The 26,387-nt window shown below is 67.1% G+C and carries 30 protein-coding genes and 1 tRNA gene; 25 read left to right on the top strand and 6 right to left on the bottom strand.

Annotated elements, in window-relative coordinates:
- Window positions 1-48 precede the first annotated feature (48 nt).
- The 3 genes from blaL2 to Q9Q79_RS15890 all read left to right on the top strand — a co-directional run bounded on the left by blaL2 (window position 49) and on the right by Q9Q79_RS15890 (window position 2,955).
- Window positions 49-960: a L2 family extended-spectrum class A beta-lactamase gene (gene blaL2, locus Q9Q79_RS15900; RefSeq protein ID WP_111108689.1), complete on the top strand. Its 912-nt coding sequence runs from the start codon at window positions 49-51 to the stop codon at window positions 958-960.
- Window positions 961-1,045: 85 nt separating this feature from the next.
- A complete protein-coding gene (locus Q9Q79_RS15895; protein ID WP_099527676.1) occupies window positions 1,046-2,260 on the top strand; it encodes a cation:proton antiporter in 1,215 nt (404 codons plus the stop codon).
- 53 nt (window positions 2,261-2,313) lie between these two features.
- A complete protein-coding gene (locus tag Q9Q79_RS15890) occupies window positions 2,314-2,955 on the top strand; it encodes a hypothetical protein (RefSeq protein WP_099527675.1) in 642 nt (213 codons plus the stop codon).
- 49 nt (window positions 2,956-3,004) lie between these two features.
- Here the strand turns inward: Q9Q79_RS15890 and Q9Q79_RS15885 are convergent, their stop codons facing one another.
- Window positions 3,005-3,748, bottom strand: coding sequence for a DUF3011 domain-containing protein (locus Q9Q79_RS15885; RefSeq protein WP_049396248.1), 744 nt, complete (start codon window positions 3,746-3,748; stop codon window positions 3,005-3,007).
- Window positions 3,749-3,906: 158 nt separating this feature from the next.
- On the opposite strand from Q9Q79_RS15885, the gene aspS reads away from it, so the two are divergent.
- From aspS to queC, 18 genes are all read left to right on the top strand, one after another.
- Window positions 3,907-5,658 (top strand): aspartate--tRNA ligase, encoded by a 1,752-nt coding sequence (aspS, locus tag Q9Q79_RS15880; protein WP_005414279.1) that lies wholly within the window; start codon window positions 3,907-3,909, stop codon window positions 5,656-5,658.
- Between the two features lie 16 nt (window positions 5,659-5,674).
- Window positions 5,675-5,992, top strand: coding sequence for a hypothetical protein (locus Q9Q79_RS15875; RefSeq protein WP_005410761.1), 318 nt, complete (start codon window positions 5,675-5,677; stop codon window positions 5,990-5,992).
- A gap of 31 nt (window positions 5,993-6,023) precedes the next feature.
- On the top strand, window positions 6,024-6,545 hold the full coding sequence (locus tag Q9Q79_RS15870) for a GNAT family N-acetyltransferase (RefSeq protein ID WP_005410760.1): 522 nt from the start codon (window positions 6,024-6,026) through the stop codon (window positions 6,543-6,545).
- A 75-nt stretch (window positions 6,546-6,620) separates the two neighbouring features.
- Entirely contained in the window at window positions 6,621-7,253 is a 633-nt protein-coding gene (locus tag Q9Q79_RS15865; RefSeq protein WP_049396250.1) for an alpha/beta fold hydrolase, read from the top strand.
- Between the two features lie 233 nt (window positions 7,254-7,486).
- Entirely contained in the window at window positions 7,487-8,218 is a 732-nt protein-coding gene (locus tag Q9Q79_RS15860) for a YebC/PmpR family DNA-binding transcriptional regulator (RefSeq protein WP_005414277.1), read from the top strand.
- 105 nt (window positions 8,219-8,323) lie between these two features.
- On the top strand, window positions 8,324-8,845 hold the full coding sequence (gene ruvC / locus Q9Q79_RS15855; protein ID WP_005410757.1) for a crossover junction endodeoxyribonuclease RuvC: 522 nt from the start codon (window positions 8,324-8,326) through the stop codon (window positions 8,843-8,845).
- 13 nt (window positions 8,846-8,858) lie between these two features.
- Window positions 8,859-9,452, top strand: coding sequence for a Holliday junction branch migration protein RuvA (ruvA, locus tag Q9Q79_RS15850; protein ID WP_005410756.1), 594 nt, complete (start codon window positions 8,859-8,861; stop codon window positions 9,450-9,452).
- 49 nt (window positions 9,453-9,501) lie between these two features.
- Window positions 9,502-11,421: a potassium transporter Kup gene (locus Q9Q79_RS15845; RefSeq protein ID WP_005410755.1), complete on the top strand. Its 1,920-nt coding sequence runs from the start codon at window positions 9,502-9,504 to the stop codon at window positions 11,419-11,421.
- A 383-nt stretch (window positions 11,422-11,804) separates the two neighbouring features.
- Window positions 11,805-12,845 (top strand): Holliday junction branch migration DNA helicase RuvB, encoded by a 1,041-nt coding sequence (gene ruvB, locus Q9Q79_RS15840; RefSeq protein WP_005410754.1) that lies wholly within the window; start codon window positions 11,805-11,807, stop codon window positions 12,843-12,845.
- Entirely contained in the window at window positions 12,835-13,266 is a 432-nt protein-coding gene (gene ybgC, locus Q9Q79_RS15835) for a tol-pal system-associated acyl-CoA thioesterase (protein WP_049406848.1), read from the top strand. The genes ruvB and ybgC overlap by 11 nt, the downstream gene beginning before the upstream one ends.
- A gap of 10 nt (window positions 13,267-13,276) precedes the next feature.
- Complete coding sequence (tolQ, locus tag Q9Q79_RS15830) at window positions 13,277-14,056, top strand: protein TolQ (RefSeq protein ID WP_005410752.1); 780 nt, start codon at window positions 13,277-13,279, stop codon at window positions 14,054-14,056.
- Between the two features lie 24 nt (window positions 14,057-14,080).
- Window positions 14,081-14,509 carry a protein TolR gene (gene tolR / locus Q9Q79_RS15825; RefSeq protein WP_005410751.1) on the top strand — a complete coding sequence of 143 codons (429 nt, stop codon included), beginning with the start codon at window positions 14,081-14,083 and terminating at the stop codon, window positions 14,507-14,509.
- Window positions 14,499-15,554, top strand: coding sequence for a cell envelope integrity protein TolA (gene tolA / locus Q9Q79_RS15820; protein ID WP_005410750.1), 1,056 nt, complete (start codon window positions 14,499-14,501; stop codon window positions 15,552-15,554). The genes tolR and tolA overlap by 11 nt, the downstream gene beginning before the upstream one ends.
- A gap of 283 nt (window positions 15,555-15,837) precedes the next feature.
- The gene (gene tolB / locus Q9Q79_RS15815; RefSeq protein WP_062605809.1) at window positions 15,838-17,157 is read left to right on the top strand and encodes a Tol-Pal system beta propeller repeat protein TolB; all 1,320 of its coding nucleotides are present in this window, start codon (window positions 15,838-15,840) and stop codon (window positions 17,155-17,157) included.
- 64 nt (window positions 17,158-17,221) lie between these two features.
- Entirely contained in the window at window positions 17,222-17,740 is a 519-nt protein-coding gene (gene pal, locus Q9Q79_RS15810; RefSeq protein WP_005410748.1) for a peptidoglycan-associated lipoprotein Pal, read from the top strand.
- Window positions 17,741-17,743: 3 nt separating this feature from the next.
- Window positions 17,744-18,562 carry a tol-pal system protein YbgF gene (gene ybgF, locus Q9Q79_RS15805; protein ID WP_005414274.1) on the top strand — a complete coding sequence of 273 codons (819 nt, stop codon included), beginning with the start codon at window positions 17,744-17,746 and terminating at the stop codon, window positions 18,560-18,562.
- Window positions 18,563-18,701: 139 nt separating this feature from the next.
- Entirely contained in the window at window positions 18,702-19,403 is a 702-nt protein-coding gene (gene queE, locus Q9Q79_RS15800) for a 7-carboxy-7-deazaguanine synthase QueE (protein ID WP_201862561.1), read from the top strand.
- A 78-nt stretch (window positions 19,404-19,481) separates the two neighbouring features.
- Window positions 19,482-20,147 (top strand): 7-cyano-7-deazaguanine synthase QueC, encoded by a 666-nt coding sequence (gene queC, locus Q9Q79_RS15795; protein ID WP_005410745.1) that lies wholly within the window; start codon window positions 19,482-19,484, stop codon window positions 20,145-20,147.
- A gap of 184 nt (window positions 20,148-20,331) precedes the next feature.
- Here queC and Q9Q79_RS15790 read toward each other — a convergent pair whose 3' ends face one another.
- The gene (locus Q9Q79_RS15790; protein ID WP_201862562.1) at window positions 20,332-21,288 is read right to left on the bottom strand and encodes a DUF2268 domain-containing putative Zn-dependent protease; all 957 of its coding nucleotides are present in this window, start codon (window positions 21,286-21,288) and stop codon (window positions 20,332-20,334) included.
- A gap of 178 nt (window positions 21,289-21,466) precedes the next feature.
- Between Q9Q79_RS15790 and Q9Q79_RS15785 the strand changes: the two genes are divergently transcribed.
- Window positions 21,467-21,542: transfer RNA gene (locus Q9Q79_RS15785), tRNA-Lys, on the top strand.
- A 75-nt stretch (window positions 21,543-21,617) separates the two neighbouring features.
- Here the strand turns inward: Q9Q79_RS15785 and Q9Q79_RS15780 are convergent.
- On the bottom strand, window positions 21,618-21,956 hold the full coding sequence (locus Q9Q79_RS15780) for a hypothetical protein (RefSeq protein ID WP_005410743.1): 339 nt from the start codon (window positions 21,954-21,956) through the stop codon (window positions 21,618-21,620).
- A 174-nt stretch (window positions 21,957-22,130) separates the two neighbouring features.
- Here Q9Q79_RS15780 and Q9Q79_RS15775 point away from each other — a divergent pair, with 174 nt between their 5' ends.
- Both Q9Q79_RS15775 and Q9Q79_RS15770 read left to right on the top strand, forming a co-directional pair.
- Entirely contained in the window at window positions 22,131-22,973 is an 843-nt protein-coding gene (locus Q9Q79_RS15775; protein WP_201862563.1) for an alpha/beta hydrolase-fold protein, read from the top strand.
- Between the two features lie 82 nt (window positions 22,974-23,055).
- Window positions 23,056-23,994 carry an alpha/beta hydrolase-fold protein gene (locus Q9Q79_RS15770; RefSeq protein WP_201862564.1) on the top strand — a complete coding sequence of 313 codons (939 nt, stop codon included), beginning with the start codon at window positions 23,056-23,058 and terminating at the stop codon, window positions 23,992-23,994.
- Between the two features lie 8 nt (window positions 23,995-24,002).
- Here Q9Q79_RS15770 and Q9Q79_RS15765 read toward each other — a convergent pair whose 3' ends face one another.
- Both Q9Q79_RS15765 and Q9Q79_RS15760 read right to left on the bottom strand, forming a co-directional pair.
- On the bottom strand, window positions 24,003-24,425 hold the full coding sequence (locus Q9Q79_RS15765) for a response regulator (protein ID WP_005414268.1): 423 nt from the start codon (window positions 24,423-24,425) through the stop codon (window positions 24,003-24,005).
- 92 nt (window positions 24,426-24,517) lie between these two features.
- Window positions 24,518-25,285, bottom strand: a complete 768-nt coding sequence (locus tag Q9Q79_RS15760) for a CPBP family intramembrane glutamic endopeptidase (RefSeq protein ID WP_062605817.1) — start codon at window positions 25,283-25,285, stop codon at window positions 24,518-24,520.
- A 149-nt stretch (window positions 25,286-25,434) separates the two neighbouring features.
- Between Q9Q79_RS15760 and Q9Q79_RS15755 the strand changes: the two genes are divergently transcribed.
- Window positions 25,435-25,743, top strand: a complete 309-nt coding sequence (locus Q9Q79_RS15755) for a zf-TFIIB domain-containing protein (RefSeq protein ID WP_044570743.1) — start codon at window positions 25,435-25,437, stop codon at window positions 25,741-25,743.
- 73 nt (window positions 25,744-25,816) lie between these two features.
- Here Q9Q79_RS15755 and Q9Q79_RS15750 read toward each other — a convergent pair whose 3' ends face one another.
- On the bottom strand, window positions 25,817-26,329 hold the full coding sequence (locus Q9Q79_RS15750) for a GNAT family N-acetyltransferase (protein ID WP_049459228.1): 513 nt from the start codon (window positions 26,327-26,329) through the stop codon (window positions 25,817-25,819).
- Window positions 26,330-26,387: the final 58 nt, after the last annotated feature.

The following is a 26,387-nucleotide window of genomic DNA, read 5'->3' as shown; positions in this document are numbered from 1 at the left end:
CCCCCGATCAAGGCTTCAATAATCGAGCGGTCCCCCAGGAGAACCCGCATGCTCGCCCGTCGCCGATTCCTGCAGTTCAGTGGTGCCGCCGTGGCTTCCTCGCTTGCCTTGCCGCTGCTGGCACGTGCAGCGGGCAAGGCCACCGCCAACGCACCCACCGATGCCGCCATCACCGCCGCCAGTGATTTCGCCGCGCTGGAAAAGGCCTGCGCCGGACGCCTCGGCGTGACCCTGCTGGACACTGCCAGCGGTCGCCGCATCAGTCATCGCCAGGACGAGCGCTTCCCGATGTGCAGCACCTTCAAGAGCATGCTGGCGGCCACCGCGCTCAGCCAGGCCGAACGCATGCCGGCATTGCTGGACAGGCGCGTGCCGGTGGGCGAGGCCGATCTGCTCTCGCATGCACCGGTCACCCGCCGCCACGCCGGCAAGGACATGACCGTGCGCGACCTGTGCCGTGCCACGATCATCACCAGCGACAACACCGCCGCCAACCTGCTGTTCGGCGTGGTCGGTGGCCCGCCCGCAGTGACCGCGTTCCTGCGCGCCAGCGGCGACACAGTGAGCCGCAGTGACCGCCTGGAGCCGGAGCTGAACAGCTTTGCCAAGGGCGACCCGCGCGACACCACCACGCCGGCGGCGATGGCCGCGACCCTGCAGCGCGTGGTGTTGGGCGAGGTACTGCAACCGGCTTCGCGGCAGCAGCTGGCCGACTGGCTGATCGACAACGAAACCGGCGACGCCTGCCTGCGCGCGGGCCTGGGCAAGCGCTGGCGCGTGGGTGACAAGACCGGCAGCAATGGTGAAGACGCGCGCAACGACATCGCCGTGCTGTGGCCCGTAGCCGGGGGCGCCCCGTGGGTGCTGACGGCTTATCTGCAGGCAGGTGCGATCAGCTACGAGCAACGCGCTAGCGTGCTGGCACAGGTGGGGCGGATTGCCGACCGGTTGATCGGATGAGGTAACCGGGGTCATTCAAACGTGGCTTGCCGGATCGGTTCGGCGCGCGCATCCTGCGCGCGTTCGAACCACACGGAAGTCCCCCATGAGCCATGAACTGATCTACCTGCTGCTGATCTTCGCGCTGCTGGTGATCCCGCGCGCGCTGCAGCGTTTCAGCCTGCCCGCGCCGCTGACCTGCCTGCTGTTCGGCATCATCGGCATGCTCTGGCTGGGCGACCAGGCCCACGATGCGGTGATCGGCCTGCTGGCCACGCTGGGCATTTCCTCGCTGTTCCTGTTCGCCGGCCTGGAAGTGGACCTGCAGGCGCTGCGCCGTGGCATGTGGCCGCTGCTGGCGCACCTGGTGATCCGCACCGGCACGCTGTTCGGCGTGGGCTGGCTGGCCTGGCGCTATGCGGGGCTGCCGTGGCAGGCCGCGGGCCTGTTGGCGCTGGCGCTGCTGACGCCGTCCACGGGCTTCATCATGGACTCGCTGTCGCGGCTGGGCCTCAGCGATGACGAGCGGTTCTGGGTGACCAGCAAAGCCATCGCCGGCGAACTGCTGGCGCTGGCGGCGTTGTTCATCGTGCTGCAGGCCGGTGACCCAGGGCACATGGCGTTGTCCAGCCTGGCACTGCTGGCGATGATGATCGGCCTGCCGCTGCTGTTCATCGCGCTGGGCCGCTGGGTGGCACCGCACGCGCCGGGCTCGGAATTCTCGCTGCTGGTGATGGTCGGCATGGTGGCGGCCTACATCACCTACCTGCTGGGCGTGTACTACCTGGTTGGCGCGTTCATCGCCGGCCTGGTCGCGCGCCTGCTGCACCAGCGCATGCCGCTGCTGGCCTCGCACGAGAACCTGCACGCGCTGCGCCTGTTCGCCTCGTTCTTCGTGCCGTTCTACTTCTTCAACGCCGGCACCAAGGTGCCCGCCGAAGCGCTGAGCTTCGAGGCGCTGGGGCTGGGCATCGTGATCACCCTGGTGGTGCTGCCGCTGCGCATCGGCGTGGTCTGGCTGCAGCGCCGGGTGATGTTCGGCGAGAGCTTCCGCAGCAGCCTGCGGGTCTCGCTGGCGCTGGCACCGACGCTGATCTTCACCCTGGTGCTGGCGGCGATCATGCGTGAGCGCTTCCAGATTCCGGCGGTGCTGTTCGGTGCGCTGCTGCTGTACGCGGCGCTGACCACGCTGTTGCCGTCGCTGGTGTTCCGTACACCGTTTGACGTTGATCCGGTGGAGCAGGAGCCGGCCGGCGAGGGCGAGGCCGCACCGGTGGCGGCGACCGAAGCACTGCCGGCAGCACCGTCTGCCGAGCGCTGAGCGGGACTGGCGCGCGGTTTGCGCCCATCGTCCATGGCCGTTAGGGTTGGGGCATGAGACCGATTGCCGTTGCCACTACTGCCGCCCTCCTGCTCAGCCTCGCTGCGTGCACGCAGCGCTCCGATACAGTCGCTCATGACCTGGCGACCGCACCGGCCGATGCGTTCATGGCCGCCGTCGCCGCACATTGCGGCCAGGCCTACGTCGGCAAGGTGGTGGAGGACACGCCTGCACCGACCTCCAAGGATCCGTTCGCCGGGCAGCGCCTGGTCATGCATGTGCGCGGCTGCGCCGACCCGGCGCACGAGCTGCGCATCCCGTTCCATGTCGGTGATGACCACTCGCGGACCTGGGTGCTGACCCGCACGCCGAACGGGCTGCGGCTGAAGCACGACCATCGCCACGAAGACGGCAGCCCCGACGCGATCACCCTGTACGGTGGCGACAGCACGCCGCCGGGCACCGCCGAGCGCCAGCAGTTCCCGGCCGATGCCGATTCGGTGGCGATGTTCCGCCGTGCCGACATGCTGGCTTCCACGCACAACACCTGGGCAATGGAGATCGATCCGGACCAGACGTTCGTCTACGAACTGACGCGCCCGGACGGCCGCCGCTTCCGCGTCCAGTTCGACCTGAGCAAGCCGGTCGAACTGCCACCGCCACCGTGGGGCGACGACACAGCACCCGCGCCGTGATCCCGGGGGCGGATCCCTCCTGCGGAGGGCTCTGACCCCGACCCTGCACTCACCGCGTGCCGAAGCGCGCCCGGCAGCCGTTGCTCACCCACACCTGACCACGCGAGTAACCCCAGCTGCGGCCTTCCTGGCAGACGCTGCCCGACAACTGCTGCTGCAGCACCGGCCGGCCCTGGCGCTCATCCCAGTCGCAGGTCTGCGAGCGGTTGTTGTTGCTGCTGCAGGTGACGGAATAGTTGCTGTTGCCACCGCCCCAGCCGCCACCGCCACCGCCCCAGCCGCGGGCCTCGGCGAATTCGGCGCGGCAGCCATTGCTGACCCATACCGCGCCGTTGCGCACACCCCAGGTACGGCCCTCGTCGCAAGGGCTGCCGGACAACTGGCGGACCAAGCGGGCATTGCGCCAGCCGACCTGGCAGCTGCGCTCGCGGTTGTTCTGGCTTTCGCAGCGGATGGTCTCGCCGGGGCGACCGTTGTTGCCTCCCCAGCCACCGCCATTGCCGCCGCCCCAGCCACCACGGGCCTCGACGAACTCGGCGCGGCAACCGTTGGTGACCCAGATGCTGCCATTGCGGCTGCCCCAGGAGCGCCCTTCCTCGCAGGGGCTGCCAGACAACTGGCGGACCAGCTGCGCGCCGCGCCAGCCGGTGTTGCAGACCCGTTCGCGGTTGCTCTGGCTTTCGCAGCGGATCACCCCGTTCTGCGCAGAGGCGGACGGAGCGGGCAGGGCAAGGGTGCCCAGCGCACCCAGGCTGAGGGTCACGGCCAAGCTGGCCAGGGACAGCAGTTTCATGGCGGCATCCCATACGGTGGCAGGTGCCCGACTATAGGGAGGGGGACGATCAAGCCGGTGTGACTGGCCGGATTTGCCCCAGCCGGGGCCTCGGCCGCAGAATACGAGGCTTTCCGGCCCCCATCCGGTGCCGGCGTTCTCCAGCGGAGCTTCCCCCCATGCGTACCCACTTCTGCGGCCTGGTCGACGAGACCCTGATTGGCCAGACTGTCACCCTCGCCGGCTGGACCGACGTGGCCCGTAACCAGGGCGGCGTCTGCTTCATCGATCTCCGCGATCATGAAGGCATCGTGCAGGTGACGGTGGAGGTCGACAATGCCGAAGTGTTCGCGGTGGCCGCGTCGCTGGGCTACGAGGATGTGCTGCAGGTGGAAGGCGTCGTGCGCGCCCGCCACGCGGTGAACGACAAGATGCGCACCGGCAAGGTGGAAGTGATCGCCACCGCCATCACCGTCCTGAACAAGGCTGCGCCGCTGCCGTTCCACGCCCATGAGAACCCGGGCGAGGAAACCCGCCTGAAGTACCGCTACCTGGACCTGCGCCGCCCGGAAATGCAGCGCATGCAGCGCACCCGCATCAAGCTGGTGCAGGCGCTGCGCCGCCACCTGGACGAAAAGGGCTTCCAGGACATCGAAACCCCGATCCTGACCAAGGCCACCCCGGAAGGCGCACGCGACTTCCTGGTGCCGGCGCGCATGCACCCAGGCGAGTTCTACGCCCTGCCGCAGAGCCCGCAGCTGTTCAAGCAGATCCTGATGGTGGCCGGCTTCGACCGCTACTACCAGATCGCGCGCTGCTTCCGCGACGAGGCCCTGCGTGCCGATCGCCAGCTGGAATTCACCCAGCTGGACATGGAATTCGCCTTCGTCCGCGAGCGCGACGTGCAGGATTTCGTCGAGGACATGATCCGCGCCATCTTCAAGGAAGTGGTGGACGTGCAGCTGGATGCCAGCTTCCCGCGCATGACCTGGGCCGAGGCCATGCGCCGCTACGGCTCGGACAAGCCGGACCTGCGCATCGCGCTGGAGCTGGTGGACGTGGCCGAACTGGTCAAGGACAGCGAGTTCCCGGTGTTCACCGGCCCGGCCAATGATGCCGAGGGCCGCGTCGCTGCGCTGCGCATCCCGGGCGGTGCGTCGCTGTCGCGCAAGCAGATCGACGAATACGCCGCGCATGCCGCCAAGTACGGCGCCAAGGGCCTGGCCTACATCAAGATCGCCGACAACGGCGAAATCAGCTCGCCGATCCAGAAGTTCTTCAGCGAAGCGTCGTTCGCCGCGCTGGTCGCCCACGTCGGCGCCGGCAACGGCGATATCGTGTTCTTCGGTGCCGGCGGCTACAACAAGGTCTCCGACTTCATGGGCGCGCTGCGCCTGAAGGCCGGCAAGGACTTCGGCCTGGTCGCCGACGGCTGGGCGCCGCTGTGGGTCACCGACTTCCCGATGTTCGAGTGGGACGAGGAAGAACAGCGCTACGTCGCCCTGCATCACCCCTTCACCGCACCGGCCGTGGACGACATCGCCGACCTGCGCGCCAATGCCCGTACCGCCGTTTCGCGCGGCTACGACATGGTGCTCAACGGCAATGAGATCGGCGGCGGTTCGATCCGTATCCACCGTCCGGACATGCAGAGCGCGGTGTTCGAGCTGCTGGGCATCGGTGCCGAAGAAGCCCGTGCCAAGTTCGGCTTCCTGCTCGACGCGCTGAACTACGGCGCGCCGCCGCACGGTGGCATCGCCTTCGGCATCGACCGCATCGCCGCGCTGATGGCCGGCACCGAGTCGATCCGCGACGTCATCCCGTTCCCGAAGACCACTGGTGCACAGGATCTGATGACCGACGCGCCGTCGCCGATCGTCGACGCGCAGCTGGCCGAAGTGCACATCCAGGTTCGCCCCAAGACCAACTGATCAGGAGATCCAGGCAATGACCGAGTTTGCGTTTTCGCTGGAGTGGGAAAAGCTGGGCAATGAAGGCTCCGAGGCCAACCTGGTCACCGAGCGTGCACGCGTGTTCGGCGGTTGGCTGGTCCGCGTCGGTACCAACCCGGCCGCGATGGCCCTGACCTTCGTCGCCGACGGCGAAGGCCGTTGGGATGGAGAAGACTTCGGCGTCGAGGATTACGAGGACGACGAAGAGGAAGAGTACGACGAGGACGAGGAAGGCGAAGAAGACGAGGACGAAGAGGAATACGAGGAAGAGGACGAGGAAGACGAAGAAGCGGAATCGTCGGAAAAGGCTTGACCGCCCCTTCGCGCTGACGTCAACTTGCTGCATGTATTCCATCCGCCGCGCCACCGTGGACGACGCGCCGACCCTGTCGGCGCTGGCTGCCCGCACGTTCACCGAAACCTTCGGCCATCTGTATCCGCCGCAGGACCTGCAGGCCTTCCTTGAGGAGGCCTACACGGTCGAGCGCCAGCGCGTGATCCTGGCCCACCCGGATTACGCGGTGTGGCTACTGGAGCTGGACGGGGAGGCGGTCGGCCATGCCGCCGCCGGTCCCTGTGGCCTGCCGCACCCGGACGTGAAGCCCGGTGACGGCGAACTCAAGCGCCTGTACCTGATCAAGACGCAGCAAAGCTGCGGCTGGGGCAGCCGCCTGCTGGAAACCGCGCTGGCCTGGCTGGAACACGAGGGCCCGCGCACCCTGTGGTTGGGCGTGTGGTCGGAGAACTTCGGCGCACAGCGCTTCTACGCCCGCTACGGTTTCGAGAAGGCCGGCGAATACCTGTTCCCGGTGGGCGACACGAACGATCTCGAATTCATCCTGCGCCGCGCACCGCGCGCGGCCTGATGTTCACTGCCGCTTGCTGCGCGCGCGTGTTCAATCACCGTACGTTCCTGCCCCGCTGACCGCCAGGCTGTTTGCATGACTCCCCCCGTATTGCTGCTGCATGGCATCTGGAATGCCCGCGCCTGGGTCGGACCGCTGGCCTGGCGCCTGCGCGCGCGCGGCTTCCAGGTGCACGCGTTTGGTTATTCCTCGGTGTTCGGTGGCCCGGACGTGGCCGTACCGCAGCTGCTGGAGCGGCTGGCCGACGCCGGCCCGCTGAGTTTGGTCGGCCACAGCCTGGGCGGGCTGCTGGCGCTGGAAGCGCTGCGGCGCAATCCGCAGCTGCCGGTGCAGCGCGTGGTCTGCCTGGGCTCGCCGCTGCGCGGCAGTGGCACCGCGCGCTCGTTGTCCGATCATGGCTGGGGCCTGGCGCTGGGGCGCAGCAGCGAGCTGCTGCTGGACGGCCTGCCGGACTGGCAGGGCAAGGCCGAGGTCGGGCTGATCGCCGGTTCGGTGCCGCATGGGCTGGGCAGCCTGCTGGGCGCCATCGACGATGCCTCCGACGGCACCGTGGCATTGGCCGAGACCCGCCTGCCGGGCCTGGCCGACCATTGCGTGGTGCGCACCAGCCACAGCGGCCTGGTCGTGTCGCCCGATGCCGCGCGGCAGACCGCGCATTTCCTGCGCCACGGCCAGTTCGACCACAGCCGCGACGCCGCCGCCGCGTAATCTGGTAGGGGCGACCGCCCTGGCTCGGTGGGTGCGAACCGTCCTGCCCTGGTGGGTGCGACCGGACTACCTCGGTGGGTGCGAACCGTCCTGCCCTGGTGGGTGCGAACCGTTGGTTCGCACGCGCTTCGCCGGGCCATGCCCGACGGCATCTCTCCGCCCTAGACACGGTTGCCGTCCCCGATCAGGTAGAATCCGCGCCTTGATCCTGAAGCAGCCAGACGGTAGCACCCATGGGTAGAGGCCCCTCCATCGAAGCCCGCAAGAACGCGTCCGACGCGAAGCGCGGCAAGATTTTCACCAAGATCATCCGCGAGATCGGCGTTGCCGCGCGCGGCGGTGGAGGCGACCCCAACAACAACCCGCGCCTGCGCGTGGCGGTGGACAAGGGCCTGGCCGTGAACATGTCCAAGGACGTGATCGAGCGCGCCATCAAGAAGGCCACCGGTGAACTGGAAGGCGTCGACTACGAGGAAATCCGCTACGAAGGCTATGCCCCGGGTGGCGTGGCCGTGATCGTCGACTGCCTGACCGACAACCGCGTGCGCACCGTGGCCGATGTCCGCCATGCGTTCAGCAAGTGCGGCGGCAACATGGGCACCGAAGGCTCGGTGGCCTTCATGTTCAAGCGCCTGGGCGTGCTCAGCTTCGCCCCGGGTGCCGACGAGGAAGCCATCACCGAGGCGGCCATCGAGGCCGGCGCTGATGACATCGTGGTCTATCCGGACGATGGCTCGATCGATGTGGTCACCAGCCCTGACGCGTTCAGCGCAGTCAAGGACGCGATGACCGCCGCTGGCCATGTCGCCGACCACGCCGAGATCACCTTCCGCGCCGATAACGACATCAAGGTCGAGGGCGAGGTCGCCCTGCAGGTCAAGAAGCTGCTGGACATGCTGGAAGACCTGGACGACGTGCAGGACGTGTATTCCAACGCCGAGCTCGGCGCCGACGCCTACGCCTGAGCCGTCTTCGACGGCCTGGGCGCGGGCCGTTGAACGGTCACCGCGGACAGTCATGAGCCCATACGCCTGCCAGCGCATTCCGTTCCGCCCCGCCAGGAGTGCAGCATGACCCGCATCCTCGGCATCGACCCCGGTTCGCAGCGGACCGGGGTCGGCATCATTGATGTCGATGCCACCGGCCGCGTCAGCTACGTGCACCACCAGCCGCTGGTGCTGCTGGGCGCTGACGACTTCCCGCAGCGCATGAAGCTGCTGGTGCTGGGCCTGGCCGACCTGTGCCGCGAGTATGAGCCGCAGGAAGTGGCCATCGAACGCGTGTTCATGGCCCGCAACCCCGATTCGGCATTGAAGCTGGGCCAGGCCCGTGGCGCGGCGATCTCGGCGGTGGTGCTGCGCGACCTGCCGGTGCACGAATATGCTGCCAGCGAGATCAAGCTGGCGGTTGTCGGGCGCGGTGGCGCCGAAAAGCAACAGGTTCAACACATGGTCGGGCTCATGCTCAACCTGAAAATCAAGCTGCAGGCCGACGCGGCCGACGCGTTGGCGGTGGCGATCACCCATGCCCACGTAAGGGCGACGGCCAACCGCCTGGGGCTCAGTGCCCGCCAGGCATGGGGCCGCAAATGAGGAGCTGCACGCAATGATCGGTCGACTGCGCGGCATCGTCGCCTACAAGGCGCCGCCGTGGCTGGTGGTGGACGTGAACGGAGTGGGCTACGAACTGGAGGCGCCGATGAGCACCTTCTACGACCTGCCCGAGCTCGGCCGCGAGGTCACCCTGTACACCCACTACTCGCAGAAGGAAGACAGCGTCTCGCTGTACGGCTTCCTGCGCGAGGGCGAGCGGCGCCTGTTCCGCGATGTGCAGAAGGTCAGTGGCATCGGCGCGAAGATCGCGCTGGCCGTGCTGTCCGGCGTCACCGTCGAGGAGTTTGCGCGCATGGTCCAGGCCGGTGACATCACCGCGCTGACCCGCATTCCGGGCATCGGCAAGAAGACCGCCGAGCGCATGGTGCTGGAGCTGCGTGACCGCGCGGCCCAGTTCGGTGCCGGCGGCGCGCTGCCCACCGGCAGCGGCCCGGCCCCGGCCGATCCGCTGTCCGACGCCACCGTGGCCCTGCAGCAGCTGGGCTACAAGCCGGCCGAAGCCGCGCGCATGGCCCGTGATGCCTTCAATGAAGGCGACGAAGTGGCCACCGTGATCCGCAAGGCGCTGCAGTCGGCGCTGCGTTGATCCGCCTTCCTTTCCTTCAACAAACCGCCTGAGCTTCGCCAGGAGTCCCATGTCCAGCAGTCAAACCCCGCACGCAGCCGCCCCCGGCGGCCATGGCCACGCCCCCTCCGCTGGAGGACTGGCGCTGGTCATCGGTGCGATCGGCGTGGTCTTCGGCGATATCGGTACCAGCCCGCTGTACACCCTGAAGGAGGCGTTCTCGCCGCACTACGGGCTCAACAGCGACCACGATACCGTGCTGGGCGTGCTGTCGCTGGCTTTCTGGGCGCTGAACCTGGTGGTGACGCTGAAGTACGTCACCATCATCATGCGCGCCGACAATGATGGCGAGGGCGGCATCATGGCGCTGATGGCGTTGACCCAGCGCACGCTGCGCAATGGCTCGCGCTCGGCTTATGTGGTGGGCATCCTCGGCATCTTCGGCGCCTCGCTGTTCTTTGGCGACGGCGTGATCACCCCCGCCATGTCCGTGCTCAGTGCGGTCGAAGGCCTGGAGGTGGCCGCGCCCGGACTGCATGTCTTCATCGTGCCGGTCACCCTGGTGGTGCTGCTGGCAGTGTTCGCCGCGCAACGCTTCGGTACCGAGAAGATCGGCAAGGCGTTCGGCCCGATCATGGCAATCTGGTTCGTATCGCTGGCGGCGATCGGCATCTACAACATTGTCGATGCGCCCGAGGTGCTGAAGGCCTTCAACCCGTGGTGGGGCATCCGCTTCTTCATGGAGCACGGCTGGCACGGCATCTTCATTCTCGGTGCAGTGGTGCTGGCGGTGACCGGCGGCGAAGCGCTGTATGCGGACATGGGCCACTTCGGCCTGCGCCCGATCCGCCACGCCTGGTACTTCTTCGTGCTGCCGTGCCTGGTGCTGAACTACCTGGGGCAGGGCGCACTGGTGCTCAACCACCCCGAGGCCCTGAAGAACCCGTTCTTCGAGGCGGTGCCCTCGTGGGCGCTGTACCCGATGATCATCCTGGCCACCATGGCGGCGGTGATCGCCTCGCAGTCGGTCATCACCGGCGCGTTCTCGGTCTCGCGCCAGGCCATGCAGCTGGGCTACATCCCGCGCATGCGCATCAAGCACACCTCGCACGACACCATCGGCCAGATCTACATCCCGGGCATCAACTGGGGCATCGCGGTGATGGTGTTCGGCCTGGTGCTGGCGTTCCGCAGTTCGTCCAACCTGGCCGTGGCCTACGGCATCTCGGTGTCGGCCACGATGCTGATCGACACCCTGCTGCTGGCGGTGGTGGCACGTTCGCTGTGGCCGAAGTCGCGTGGCTGGCTGCTGCCGCTGTGCGTGGTGTTCTTCATCATCGACCTTGGCTTCGTCATCGCCAACGGCGCCAAGCTGCTGCAGGGCGCCTGGTTCCCGGTGGTGCTGGGCATCTTCCTGTTCACCATGATGCGCACCTGGCGGCGTGGCCGCGAGCTGCTGCGTGATGAGATCCGCAAGGACGGCATCCGCCTGGACACCTTCCTGCCGGGCCTGATGCTGGCACCGCCGGTACGCGTACCGGGCACCGCGGTGTTCCTCACCGCCGACCCGACCGTGGCCCCGCACGCGCTGATGCACAACCTCAAGCACAACAAGGTGCTGCACGAGCGCAACGTGTTCCTGCACGTGGAAACCCTGCCCATTCCCTATGCGATGGAAGGGCAGCGGCTGAAGATCGAGTCGGTGGGCGACGAGTTCTACCGGGTCTATGTGCGCTTCGGTTTCATGGAAACCCCGGACGTGCCGCTGGCGCTGATGCGCTCGTGTGACCACGGTGGCATCTACTTCGACCCGATGGACACCACCTTCTTCGCCAGCCGCGAAACCATTGTGGCCACCGCCAACCGCGGCATGCCGATCTGGCGCGACAAGCTGTTCGCGCTGATGCACCGGAATGCCGCGCCCGCGACCGGCTTCTTCCGGATTCCGGGCAACCGCCTGGTGGAACTCGGCGCGCAGGTGGAGATCTGACCGCGCGGGGTCGGATCCCTTTTCCGCAGGAAAAGGGCTCTGACCCCGAGTTCGGTTCGTTCCATCCAGCGCCATCCACGCACGGTGTGGATCTACCGTGTCGACCAAGGTCGACACCCACCAAGAACAGGCCATGCCATTCCGGCAGATTGCGCAGATCTGTCGAAGGCGGGGTGGGTCCGGTTGCGGGGGGCGTGAGCCGCATGGATGCGGCGACCGAGCTTACATGGACGTACTTGCAGCGTCCCCCGCAACCGGACCCACCCCGCCATCCCCCAGGAAGCCAGCTTTGGCTGTTGCTCCGGCAGTTGCTGTTGCAGTTGCCTCTGAGGGCGCCGGGCGCAGCCCGGCCGAAACCCGTACTTTTGCCGCATAATCAGCACATGACCGACGACCGCATCATCGGCGCCGGCGCCACCCGCGAGGATGACGCCGCCGACGCCAGCATCCGCCCCAAGCGCCTTGCCGACTACCTCGGCCAGGTGCCGGTGCGCGAGCAGATGGAAATCTACATCCAGGCGGCCAAGGGGCGTGGCGACGCGCTCGACCACGTACTGATCTTCGGGCCGCCGGGCCTGGGCAAGACCACCCTCAGCCATGTCATCGCCAACGAACTGGGCGTGGCCCTGCGCGTGACCTCCGGCCCGGTGATCGAAAAGGCCGGCGACCTGGCTGCGCTGCTGACCAACCTGCAGCCGCACGACGTGCTGTTCATCGACGAGATCCATCGCCTGTCGCCGGTGGTCGAGGAAGTGCTGTACCCGGCGATGGAAGATTTCCAGATCGACATCATGATCGGCGAGGGCCCCGCCGCCCGCTCGATCAAGATCGACCTGCCGCCGTTCACCCTGATCGGCGCCACCACCCGCGCCGGCCTGCTGACCGCGCCGCTGCGCGACCGCTTCGGCATCGTCCAGCGCCTGGAGTTCTACAGCGTCGAGGAACTGACCCGTATCGTGCGCCGCTCCGCCAGCATCCTCGGCATCGACTGCACCGCCGATGGGGCAGGGGAGATCGCGCGCCGCGCGCGTGGTACCCCGCGTATCGCCAACCGCCTGCTGCGACGCGTGCGCGACTATGCGCAGGTCAAGGCCGGTGGCCACATCGACGAGCCCGTGGCCCAGGCCGCGATGAAGATGCTCAAGGTCGACCCGGAAGGCTTCGACGAGCTTGACCGGCGCCTGCTGAAAACGATGGTGGACTACTTCGACGGTGGCCCGGTCGGCATCGAATCGCTGGCCGCGGCGCTGTCCGAAGAGCGTGGCACCCTGGAAGACGTGGTCGAGCCGTACCTGATCCAGCAGGGCTTCCTAGTGCGTACCGCGCGTGGCCGCATGGCCACCCACAAGGCCTACCGGCACATGGGTCTGAAGCCGAAGAACCCGCCGCAGGACCTGTTCGCGGAGGTTCCCGATGTCGGTTGAGCCACTATTCAGTTGGCCGACACGCATTTACTGGGAAGATACCGACGCTGGCGGCGTGGTCTACCACGCCCGCTACGTGGCCTTCATGGAACGGGCCCGGACCGAATGGATGCGTTCGCTCGGCTACGGCCAGGAGCGCATGCGCGCCGAGCACGGGATGGTCTTCGCGGTGCGCTCGATGCAGATGGATTTCATCAGGCCGGCACGGCTGGATGACACCCTGCAGGTGAGCGCCCGTTTGGTCCAGCTGAAGAAGGCCAGCATGGTCTTCGACCAGCAGATCCTGCGCGACGGCGAATTGCTGCTGTCGGCCCAGGCCCGCATCGCCGCACTGGACGCGGCCAGTTTCCGCCCGCGTGGCATGGACGAGGCCGTCCTTGCCGTGCTGCAACCCCACCTCCACCCCGAATCCGAACACTGAGGAACAACGGATGATCGCAACGCTCCTGGCCCTGCAGGCCACGGTCACCGAGGCACTGCCGGCCGACGTCAGCAACGCCGCGACACAGACCCTTGCCCAGGCCACCACCGGCGGCGGCATCAACTACCTCGAACTGATGGCCAAGGCCAGCCTGCCGGTGAAGATCATCGTGCTGCTGCTGCTGGTCGGCTCGTTCGTCAGCTGGGTGATCATTTTCCGCAAGGCCCGCGTGTTCAAGCAGGCCACCCGCGAAGCCGACGAGTTCGAGAACCGCTTCTGGTCCGGCGCGGACCTGGGCAAGCTGTACAGCGCGGCCACCGACCGCAGCCGCAGCGTGACCGGCCTGGAAGCCATCTTCGAAGCAGGGTTCCGCGAATACACCCGCCTGCGTGACAAGCGCCGCCTGGATGGCCGCGCACAGCTGGAAGGCGCGCAGCGCGCGATGCGCACCACCTATACCCGCGAAGTGGACCAGCTCGAGCGCAACCTGGAACTGCTGGCCAACATCGGTTCGACCGCGCCGTACGTGGGCCTGGTCGGCACCGTGTTCGGCATCATGGTGACCATGCACGACATGATCAGCAGTGGTGCGCAGGCCGGCATCGCCGCCGTCGCGCCGGGCATCTCCGAGGCACTGTTCGCTACCGCCATCGGCCTGTTCGTGGCGATCCCGGCGGTGTGGGCCTACAACCGCTTCACCACGCGCGTTGAGCGCATGTCGGTGCGGTTCGAGACCTTTGCCGAAGAGTTCAGCTCCATCCTGCAGCGCCAGAGCGCTGGCGACGAGTAAGCGCCTGACCCGGGAGTCCAAGCCATGTCCGCTGCCATCGGTCGCCGCAAGCGCCGCAAGCTGAAATCGGAAATCAACGTCGTTCCCTACATCGACGTCATGCTGGTGCTGCTGATCATCTTCATGGTCACCGCGCCGCTGCTCACCCTGAGCTTCGACGTCGACCTGCCGCAGTCCAACGCCAAGGCGCTGGAGAGCAAGCAGGACCCGGTGATCGTCTCGGTGCGCCAGGACGGCCAGCTCAGCCTGAAGCTGCCCGATGCCAAGGAACCGACCGCCGTGTCGGCCGAGGAACTGGAAGGCCGGCTGGCCGGCATCGCCGCCCAGGACAAGGGCGTGCGCGTGATCGTCGCCGCCGACCGTGCCGTGGCCTATGAAAAGGTCATCGCCGCGATGGATGTGATCAAGCGCGCCAAGGTAGACAAGGTAGGCCTGGCCACCGATGCACGCTGACGCCCTGCCACCCCCGCATCAGCGCGAACCCGGCTGGGGCCTGCCCCTGGCATTGGCGTTGCTGGTGCACCTGCTGGTCGCGCTGGTCTTCATCGTGGCCTGGTTCTGGTCGCCCGAGCGCAACACCGACGCCGCCGCCGGCGATCCGTCGGTCGAGGCCAGCCTGGCGCTGTCTGCGTCGGAGGCCTCCGCTGCGCGCCAGGCCCTGCGCCAGTCGGAAAAGCTGGAAGACCTGCCGCCGCCGGTGGCCGAGCCCATCCCGGTGCCGGAAGACACCATTCCGCCGCCGCAGCCGATCCCGGAACCGCGCCCGCAGGACGCCCCCACGCCGCAGCAGCAACAGGCGCAGGAGCGTGTCGCGCAGCCGGATACCAAGGATCAGGAAGCGGTGAGTGCGCTGGCCATCTCCCAGGAGAAGGCCAAGCAGGAACAGGAAGCCAAGCGCCGCCAGGAACAGATCGACCTGACCGAACGCAAGCGCCAGGAAGAAGCCGAGCAGAAGCTGCGCCTGGCCAAGCAGCAGGAAGCGGACGAGAAGAAGAAGCAGGCCGAGCAGGAGCGCGTGGCCGCTGACAAGGCCGAGGCCGAGAAGCAGAAGAAGATCGCCGAGATCCGTGCCCGCCGCGAGCAGGCCGAGAAGGAAGCCAAGCTGGCCGAGCAGAAGCTGCGCCAGGTGGCCGCCGCGCGCAATGCCGCCGGCAGTGCCGCTGCCGGTTCCAGTGGTGCCTCGCAGCCGGCCGCCGGTGGCGGTGGCAACAGCGACGACCTTTCGGCCAAGTACGCAGCCGCCATCCAGGCCAAGGTGCTGTCGCAGTGGGTGCGCCCGGATACGGTGCCGTTGGGCCAGCGCTGCCAGATCACCATCACCCAGATTCCGGGTGGCACGGTGATGCAGGCCAAGGTCAGCCCGAACTGCCCGTACGACGAGGCCGGCAAGCGCTCGATCGAGGCCGCCGTGCTCAACGCGCAGCCGCTGCCGTACCGCGGCTTCGAGTCGGTGTTCGCACGCACGCTCAACTTCACCTTCACCGCCCAGGATCGCTGAGGCGGGCAGGGCAGGGTGGCTCTCCGCTGCCCGCGTCCACGGATGTCGCGCTTGCCTCTGGCAGGCCAGGTCTCGACCGGGCAGGCTGTGGGCTGCTGTCGAACACCGCCCCGCAGGGCGGCGTGACGGGGCAGACGGGCGCGATGTTAGCCACGACGTTAACGGTGCGTGAGAGGACGGGCTGGAACTGACCCGGAATTCACGTACCCTTGGTTCATGATTGCGAAGCGGTTCACTGCCGCTTTGTTATCCCTCGTTCCGGTTTCCCCCTATTGAGCGCTCCATGAAAAAGATGCCTCGCTGGCTTGCCGTGTTTGCGGCCCTGTTGCTGCCCTTTGCTGCCGTCGCGCAGCAGAAGGGGCTGGATATCGACATCATCGGCGGGAATGCTTCCGCGCTGCCGATCACCATCGTGCCGATGCCTTACCAGGGGTCGTCGGCTGCACCGCAGACCGACGTCGCCGGCGTGGTCCGTGCCGACCTGGAGCGTTCGGGCCAGTTCCGTACGCTGCCCGAAGCGCAGATCGTCGAGAAGCCGGTGCGCGGCGGCGACATCCAGTTCGCCACCTGGCGCGCGCTGAAGCAGAACTACATCGTGGTCGGCCGCGTGCTCGACGCCGGTGCCGGTGCCTACCGCGTCGAGTACGAACTGTTCGACGTGCCCAAGGGTGAGCGCCTGCTGGGCCTGGCGATGACCGCCCGTGGCAACGCCATGCGTGACGTCGCCCACCAGATGGCCGACGCCATCTACGAGAAGATCACCGGCATCCGTGGCGCCTTCTGGACCCGCATCGCCTACGTGACCGCCAGCGGCAAGGGCGACGCCATGCGCTACGCGCTGATGGTGGCCGACTCCGATGGCTTCAATCCGCAGACCATCGTGCGTTCGGCCGAGCCGCTGCTGTCGCCGTCGTGGAGCCCGGATGGCAGCAAGCTGGCCTACGTCAGCTTCGAGCGTGGCAATTCGGCCATCTACATCCAGAACATCGGTACCGGCGCGCGTGAGCTCGTCACCAGCTTCCGCGGCATCAACAGCGCCCCGGCGTTCTCGCCGGACGGCCGCAAGCTGGCCCTGACCCTGTCGCGTTCGGGCAACCCGGAAATCTACGTGATGGACCTGGGCAGCAAGCAGCTGACCCAGCTGACCAACCACTTCGCCATCGATACCGAGCCGACCTGGGCGCCGGACGGCAGCGCGGTGTACTTCACCTCCGACCGCGGCGGCCGTCCGCAGGTCTACAAGGTCGGCGCGGGCGGCGGCAGCGCCGAGCGCGTGACCTTCCAGGGCAACTACAACGCCAAGCCCTCGGTGTCCTACGACGGCAAGAAGATCGCCGTCGCCCAGGGCTCGGGCAACAGCTACAAGATCGCGGTGATGGACAGCTCGCTGGGTTCGCCGCGCTGGAGCACGCTGTCCCCGGGCTCGCTGGATGAATCGCCGAGCTTTGCGCCCAACGCGAGCATGGTGTTGTACGCCGCCCGCGAAGGTGGCCGTGGTGTGTTGTATGCCGTCTCGGCCGATGCGCGGGTTCGCCAGCGCCTGGTCCTGGCCGATGGTGATGTGCGCGAGCCGGCATGGTCCCCATACCGTACCCAGCGCTAAAAGAGTGTTAATATTTTCGTTGTCTTGAACCCCTCATCGGCCTAGGAGCCACAAAGGTATCGCCATGAACAAGTCCACCCGCGTTCTGCTTGTTTCCCTGCTGTCTGTGGCCGTCCTGGCCGGTTGCTCGAAGAAGGTGAAGGAAGAGCCGGCAGCCCCGGTCGACACCGGCACCTCGACCACCACCCCGACCGGTCCGTCGACCTCGGGCCTGTACGGCCCGGGCGACCTGGATACCGACGCTTGCCTGCGCCAGCGCGTTGTCTACTTCGACCTGGACAAGGAAGACGTGAAGCCGGAATTCCAGGCCATCATGGCGTGCCACGCCAAGTACCTGCGTGACCGTCCGTCCTCGCGCATCACCCTGCAGGGCCACACCGACGAGCGCGGTTCGCGCGCGTACAACCAGGCCCTGGGTGAGCGTCGTGGCAACGGCGTCAACTCGGCCCTGCAGGCCAACGGTGGCTCGGCTTCGCAGCTGACCGTCGTTTCCTACGGTGAAGAGCGTCCGGTCTGCACCGAGTCGAACGAGTCCTGCTGGTCGCAGAACCGTCGCGTCGAAATCGTCTACACCGCGCAGTAATCCATGCGCATTGGCATCAAACTGATGCTGGTCGTTGCGGCAGCCCTCGTGGCTGCCGCACCGGCGCATGCACAGCGACAGAGCCTGGCTGACCGTGTCGGCGCGCTCGAGCAGCAGATGTACAACAACAGTGCCAACCAGGACCTGTTGAACCAGATCAACCAGCTGCGGCAGCAGGTCACCAGCCTGCAGGCCTCGATCGAGCAGTTGCAGCACGACAACGCCCAGCTCAAGCAGTCCGCCCAGGACCAGTACCTGGATCTGGACAGCCGCCTGAACCGGTTGGAAGGGGGCAATGCCGCCCCGGCCCTGCCGCCCGTTCCGGCGAGCGCGCCGAAGGCCGCACCGGCCCCGGCAAAACCCGCAGCGGCGGCCACTTCCGAGCGGCCGCCTTCCGTCCATGGTGATGCCGGCAGCCTTGCCGCCACTGGCGACGAGCGCACCTCCTACAACGTCGCCTTCGATTCGCTGAAGGCCGGCAAGTACGATGATTCGGCGCAGCTGTTCCTGAGCTTCCTGCAGCTGTACCCGAACGGCGTCTACGCGCCGAACGCGCTGTACTGGTTGGGCGAGAGCTACTACGCCACCCGCAATTTCCCGATGGCCGAGACCCAGTTCCGTGAACTGCTCGCGCGCTATCCGACCCACGACAAGGCCGCTGGCGGCCTGCTCAAGGTTGGCCTCTCGCAGTATGGCGAGGGCAAGGTCGACCAGGCCCAGCAGACGCTGGAGAGCGTCGTGGCGCAGTACCCGGGCTCGGACGCCGCGCGCACCGCCCAGGATCGGCTGCAGTCCATCCGCCTCGGCAAGCAGATCCGTTGATCCGCTGACCGGGCGTACAATGCGTACCCTGGCGCCGGGCTGATTTCCGGCAGCCTCCTGTAGAGCCGAGCCCATGCTCGGCTGCTTTCGTTTCCGGCGCCGATAAATCGGTCGCCCGTCCCATGAAGAATTGTTTGCCATGACCGCCGTTACCCCGTCCAACGCCGTCGCCACCCCCAGCGACATCGTGCAGTCGCCGCTGCCGCGCCTGAAGATCACCGAGATCTTCACCTCGCTGCAGGGCGAAGCCGATACCGCCGGCTGGCCGACCGTGTTCGTGCGCCTGACCGGCTGCCCGCTGCGCTGCCAGTACTGCGATACGGCCTATGCCTTCCATGGCGGCACCTGGAGGGACATCGACGACATCGTGGCCGAGGTGCTGGCCCAGGGCGTGCGCCACGTCTGCGTGACCGGCGGCGAGCCGCTGGCGCAGAAACGCTGCCTGGTGCTGCTGCAGAAGCTGTGCGACGCCGGCATGGACGTCTCGCTGGAAACCTCCGGCGCGCTGGACGTCAGCGCGGTGGACCCGCGTGTATCGCGCGTGGTCGACATCAAGACCCCGGGGTCGGCCGAAGTGGCGCGCAACCGCTGGGAAAACCTGCCGCTGCTGACCGCCCGCGACCAGATCAAGTTCGTCATCTGCAGCCGCGAGGACTACGACTGGGCCAAGGCCCTGGTCGCCGAGCACGAGCTGGTGAAGCGCTGCACCGTGTTCTTCTCGCCCAGCAAGGGCGAGATCACCGCGCGGCAGCTGGCCGACTGGATCGTCGAAGACCGCCTGCCGGTGCGCTTCCAGATGCAGTTGCATAAAATCCTGTGGAACGACGAGCCGGGCCGATGAGCCCGCGCGGCGTTCCCTGATGTAGCTCCGGCGCGGGACAGCGTGCTGGCTTTCCCCTCCCAACCGGATGTTTTACCCATGAAGAAGGCAGTCGTGCTTCTCTCCGGCGGCATGGATTCAGCCGCCGTCATCGCCATGGCCCAGGAACAGGGCTTTGCCGTGCATGCCCTGAGCGTGCGCTATGGCCAGCGCCATACCTCCGAACTGGATGCCGCCGCCCGCGTGGCCAAGGCCCAGGGCGTGGTCGCGCACAAGACCGTGGACGTGGACCTGCGCAGCATCGGTGGCTCGGCGCTCACCGATGACATCGACGTGCCCGAGGCCGGCGGTGCCGGCATTCCGGTCACCTACGTACCGGCGCGCAACACCATCATGCTGTCGCTGGCCCTCGGCTGGGCCGAAGTGCTCGGCGCCAACGACATCTTCTGCGGCGTCAATGCCGTGGATTATTCTGGCTATCCGGACTGCCGCCCCGAGTTCGTGGCCGCGTTCCAGGCGCTGGCCAACCTGGCCACCAAGTCGGGCGTGGAAGGTGCGGGCATCAAGGTACACGCGCCGCTGCAGTTCCTCAGCAAGGGCCAGATCGTCAGCGAAGGCGTGCGCCTGGGCGTGGACTTCGGCCTGACCGTGTCCTGTTACAACGCCGACGCCAACGGCGCCGCCTGCGGCCACTGTGACGCCTGCCGCCTGCGCGCGCAGGGCTTCGCCGAAGCCGGCGTGCCCGACCCGACGCTGTACGCCTGACCGCCCCTGGTAGTGCCGGCCGCTGGCCGGCTTCCCTGATGGGTGTGAATTCCCAGATGGTGGGGGCGAACTGCTCCACGGTGGGTGCGAACCTTGGTTCGCACTCCCTGACCCGCCGGGGAGGTCTGACTCGGGTGGGTGCGAACCGTTGGTTCGCACGCTCTTCGCCGGACACAACCCGGCGCTACCGCTGCCGCAGCCACCCCGACGCTTCAATAAACGCCCGCACCGCCTTCGGATCGGCATAGTCCAGCTCGATCATCCGCGCGACACCGGCTTTCTCGTCGGCTTGCTGGCGCATGTACTCCTGCGCGATACGGTAGCCGGCGTAGTACCCCACATCACTCACCCCGAACGGATTACCGGCGCTGTTGTACAGCCAGTTGTCCAGATCCCCGCCGTCCATTTCAGCGACGAAACGCGTGCGGATTTCCGCTTCGTGCGCGGGCCCGTAGCTGTACAGCGGAAGCGCCGGCCGACGCCCACTCAGCCGTTCGGCCACATACTCCGCCACGCCTTCGCGCACCGCGTACTGCGCCAGGCTGCCGGTAGTCTCGCGCTGCTGGGTATGCACGTACTCGTGCAGGTTGTTCTGCGCGTTGTTCGCCCCCGGACGGCTGTCGTAGAAGATCCGCAGGCGGCTGCGCATCGGCTCCGGTAGCTCGCTCACGTCCACGCGTTCATCGCCCAGCGCCATCTCCGCACCGATCAGTACCTTGTCACCCAGCGTGGTCCCGCCAGTACGCAGCACGCCCACGGCATAGGTGATGGTGGCCGGGCGCAGGGCGGGGTAGAGCGTGCGGAAGGCGGCCAGGTCCCGTTCCAGTGTGGCGCTGGCCTGCTGCGCGTTGGCGGTCAATGGGCGTACCGACGTCCAGAAGCGCGGCCACGCACGCATGGCCTCGGCGTATTCGCGGGCGGTGTAGTTACGGACCTGCCTCAGCGCATGCAGGCCGGGGCTGCCTGGATCGATGTAGCGCTCCTGCACCAGTGCGACCTGGCGTTCAACGCCGGGCTCGGCGCGCACAGCGTCATAAGTGGCCCAGAAGCGGCCGATGTCGTCGGTGACGACCTGGGATGGGGCGGCCAGTGCCGCACAGGGCAGCAACAGGGCGGCAATGAGGCAGAAGGGCAGGCGCATCCGTGGCTCCGGGCAGGAATCACAGCTGGGATGCGCGTGAGGCCCAGAAGGTTTAAGCGGGCTCACCAGATCGGGTAGTGCCGGCCGCTGGCCGGCAACCTCGACGCACCAGGGTTTCACCCGGCCCGGTAAAGTAGGGTAGAATGCCCACCCCGCCGAAAGGCTGGGGCAGTGCAATGGGCCGTTAGCTCAGTCGGTAGAGCAGAAGACTTTTAATCTTTTGGTCGAAGGTTCGAATCCTTCACGGCCCACCATTGCATCCAATGACCCAGGTCATTCAGAAAGGCACCGTAATGCGGTGCCTTTTTTGTTGCCCTGGTCCGTGGCCTCTACTTCGCCCGCATTCCCTTGGCTTTTGCGGCCGCCGCGTCGGCAGCTTGCTGTGCGGCCGTCGCTGCCGCATTCGCGGAACGCACGGCTTCCGCTTGAGCCGCGTCAAAGTCAGCCCGGCGCTGCGCGCTGATCCGGCGTTCCAGTTCTGAATATGCGACGTAGCTCTCCGGATACTTCGCGACGCAGGCCTGCTGCAGCAGCGGGATCGCGTGGTCGGACAATCCCGGTTGGAGGTGGGCGAGCAGGCAGTCCGCATACGCTGCGGATGCTGGCGGAGTGCTGCTGGACTGCGGTGAGGCGGCGGCAAGGGTGGTGGCGATCAATACACTCAACATGGGAACCTCCTTGTGGATATGAGCGTGGCGGCGACCAGTCCTTGAGCCAAAGTGCCCGTTGCATGACCATCACCGGCTCCATGGTGCTCCAGTTCCGGCAGATCGGCAAAGTGCCGCGAACGACAGTGCCTCCGGCGGTCTATGCTCGGCATCTTTCCCAGGATGGGCTGTCCCATGCGTCTGATCGTGCTGTCGCTGTTGTTGTCCGTCGTCTCCGCCGCGCCGCTGATGGCCGCCGAATCCGCGTCGCCCGCCGCCGCCACGCCGCTGGTCATCGGCGAGACCTTCACCATCGAGTCGAAGGCGCTGGGCGAGACCCGTCGTATCAACGTCTATCGCCCGCAGCCGTGGGGGCTGGACCCGAAGGCACCGCTACCGGTGCTCTACATGCCCGACGGCGGCATCGGCGAGGACTTCCTGCATGTGGCCGGGCTGGTGCAGGTGCTCAGCGGCAACGGCAGCATGCGTCCGTTCCTGCTGGTTGGCATCGAGAACACCGAGCGCCGCCGCGACATGACCGGCCCCAGCAAGGACCCGCAGGACCAGAAGATCGCGCCGCGCATCGGCGGCTCGGCGGCCTACCGTACCTTCCTGCGCGATGAACTGATGCCGCAGGTGCGCCAGCGTTACCCGACCACCGACGAGCGCGCGCTGATCGGCGAGTCGCTGGCCGGCCTGTTCGTGGTCGAGACGCTGCTGCAGGAGCCGACGCTGTTCAACAGCTATATCGCGCTGGACCCCAGCCTGTGGTGGAACCGTGGTGCAATGCTGGCCGGGGCGGCCAGACAGCTGCCGGCGGTGACGCGCACACGGCCGCGCGTGTTCCTGGCCAGCAGTGGGCAGCCGGAGCTGGCAGCCTCTGCCGCACAGCTTGCAACGCTGCTGGAGCAGTCATCGCCATCTGCGCTGGTGAAGTACCTGCCGCTGCCGGAGGAAACCCACGCCACCATCTATCATCCGGCCGCGTTGCAGGCGCTGCGCACGCTGTTCCCGGCGCCGCCGCCGGCCTCGCCCTGACCGCACTGGTACCCGCCTGCACACCATGCAACGATGCGGCAGCGGCGCCATCGGGTGCGCCGCCCGCAACGGGAGCGTATGGATGCAGCGTGTGCGTGGATGGAGTGTGGCGGCCTGCCTGGCCATGAGTGGCTGTGCGATGTCGGTGGCGCCGCCCGCAGTGCAGAGTGAAGCGAAGGACAGTGCGACGACTGCCACGCCGGGTGTGGTGCTGCCGGACACCGAAGCGCTGCGCGTGCACGACCCGGTCGGCCGCGATTATCCGGTCTGGGTGGCGCTGCCGGCCGACTACGCGGCGCATCCGGAAAAGCACTACCCGGTGCTGTACGTGACCGATGCGCTGTACAGCTTCCCGCTGGTGCGCAGCGTGCGCAACATGGTCGGGCAGAAGGGCGTCAACATCGAGGATTTCATCCTGGTCGGGCTACCGCCGCAGGAAGGCCTGACCTCCAAGCAGAGCCGCTCGCGCGATTACACGCCCAGCGACCCGGTGCGTACCGATCCGCGTGATTACAGCGATGACGTCAGCTACGGCGGCGCGGCGCACTACCGCGATTTCCTCGCTGGGCAGGTGCTGCCGATGATCGACGCGCGCTACCGCACCGATCCGGCGCGGCGTGCCTATGCGGGGCATTCCTATGGTGGCCTGTTCGGCGCCTATGTGCTGACCACGCGCCCGGACATGTTCCGCACCTACATCCTGTCCAGCCCGTCGCTGTGGTTCGACGACCATCGGGTGCCGCGCATGCAGGCCGAAGCCAAGGCGCCGGCGCAGCCGACCACGGTGGTGCTGTCGGTGGGCAGCTTTGAAACGGTCAAGCCCGAACCGCGTTACTTCACCCGCAACGACATGCTGCGCCACAACGCCGAATTCGCCGAGCAGCTGCGCAGCAGCGGGCGATCGTTGAAAGTGGAGAACATGGTGATCGATGACGAGGATCACTTCACCGTCTACCCGGACATGATCACCCGCGCACTGCTGAAGGTGTTCCCGGGTACCGGACCGTACAGCAGCGGTTGATGAATGCCTCAGGCCGCCTGTGCATCCGGCCCGGTCAATACGCCCACATCGGCGTGCCGGAAGCACAGCCGGATGGCGTCGAGCAGCTCGCTCATGTTGTACGGCTTGGGCAGGAAATGGATGCCGTCGCGCAGCTGCGGCAGCACCTGGTGCTGGTCCATGCCCGACGTCACCAGGATCGGCAGCTGGGGATACAGGCCGCGGACCCGGTTGGCGGCTTCAATGCCACTGATCGCGCCCAGATTCACGTCGGTGAACAGCAGGTCGAAACGCTCACCGGCGGCCAGCAGGCCCAGCGCCGCTTCGGCAGAGCTCACGCCCACTACGTGGCAGGCCTGGCTTTCCAGCGCCAGCCGGCTCAGTTCGCGGGTTTCCTCGGCGTCCTCGATGAGCAGGACGCGGGGTTCAACGTGGCGCTTGGACAGCAACATGACGCGACAACTCCGGACAGCAACGGTGAAAAGGCGCGCAAGTATGCGTAAGCCGGTAGTGATCCCGACGTGCACGGCAAGCTAAGCGGGCGTTACAGGCCTCTCTGGCGCCGGAGCCGCACGTGCCAGGCCAGCCCCGTGACCGCGAGCAGGGCGGTGCCGATGCGCAGGCTGGTGGCCTGCCAGCCCAATGCGAGGGCGTCATCGAGGCTGAACACATTCCAGGCCAGGTTCATCGAAACATGCAGGACCAGGCCGCACCAGAGCGTGTTGCCATCAAGGTGGTCGAGCCAGGCGAAGATGAAGCCGCCCACGGCGATCACCGCGCCGACGAACAGCGCGATGCCGCCACCGTCGAACCCACCGAAGCCGAGCCAGTGCGCCATGCCGAACAGCAGCGCCTGCGGCAGTGCAAGCCATGGCCAGGGGCCGCGCACGATCTTCACCAGCAGCACGAAGCCCAGGCCGCGGAAGAGCACTTCCTCGGCCAGCGGGAACAGCACCGCCAGCATGGCGGCATCCAGTGCAGTCAGTGCCCTGTTCGGTGTTCCGAGCAGCGCCAGGCCAAGCCAGCACGGCAGGCTGGCCAGCAGCACCCACATGGGGCCGCTCCAGCCGTTGCCGCGCAGCCCCAGGCTGGCCATCAGGCCCATGTCACGGGGCCGCAGCAGCGCGGCCAGCAGCAGTGCCACCAGTACCGCCAGCGCGTTGTCCAACAGGCTGCCGCCATAGGGGATGGGCAGTGCGGGAGTGGGTGTGCCGATGGCCGCGGCGATATCCCGCAGGTTCAGGCCAAGGCCGACGCCCAGCAGCACCAGCAACAGGCGTGCGGTGGTGGGCAGGCGGGACAACACGGTCATGTACGCATTCCCTGCGGAACAAGGGCGCAGTGTGCCCCGCGGTACGCATGTGGGCACACGCCGGAAGTCCCTGTGCCATCGGTCATGCGTTGCCGCACAGTCATCGCGGTGCAGGTACAGTCGAAACCAGACCGACAGGAGCAATGCCGATGCTGTGCCCCGTGTGCAAGACCCAGACGCTGCAGATGGCCGAGCGCCATGGCATCGAGATTGATTACTGCCCGAGTTGCCGCGGTGTGTGGCTGGATCGTGGCGAGCTGGACAAGATCATCGAACGTGCGGGCGCCGGTGCTGCAGTACCTCCGCCAGCGCCCGTGCAGGCTCAGCCGGCGTCCGCGCCGCCACCGGTGACGCACCGTGATACCCGCCACCTCGGCCAGCGCTACGAGGACAACCGGGGACACGGCTACAAGAAAAAGAAGAAGGACAGCTTCCTGTCGGAGTTGTTCGATTTCTAGTTTGTAGCGTCGAGCCATGCTCGACGTTTGGCGCTAACAGTCGAGCAAGCTTCACTCTACATGGGGCGCGTGATCACGGCCGACGCAGGATGAACTCGCGGTCGTGGGTATCGCCCACGATGAAGTCGTACTCGCCAACCTTGCTGCAGCCATAGCGCGCGTAGAAGCGCTGTGCGCCGAAATTCTCTTCCCATACGCCTACCCACAGGGTGCGGCGCTGCGGCTGGTCCAGCCACGCCATGAACGCGTCCATCATGCGTGCACCATGTCCGCCGTTCTGGTGTGCGGCCAGGATGTAGAACCGCTTCAGTTCGATGTCACCTTCGCATGCATCCGTGTGCGGCAAGGTGTTGGCACCCGCGGCCAGGTAGCCGACCACGGCGTCACCGTCCAGCAACAGCCAGATGGCACTGCGTGGGTCGGACAGTTCGATGCGCTGCGGTTCGCTGCTGTAGTGCGCCTGCAGGAAATCGTGCAGCTCCTGCGGCGGATAGGAATCGCCCCAGGTTTCGTTGTACGTGGCGATGGCGATCTCCGACAGCGCGTCGACATCAGCAAGGGTGGCGCGGCGGATCTGCAACGACATGGCGGTGCCTGCATTGGAACGTGGCGCAGTGTAGCCGGCCCCGGCGGCTGCCGGGGCT

This window comes from Stenotrophomonas sp. a6, assembly GCF_030913325.1.
Classification (GTDB): Bacteria; Pseudomonadota; Gammaproteobacteria; order Xanthomonadales; family Xanthomonadaceae; genus Stenotrophomonas; species Stenotrophomonas maltophilia.
This window is presented reverse-complemented; position numbering and strand designations above follow the sequence as displayed.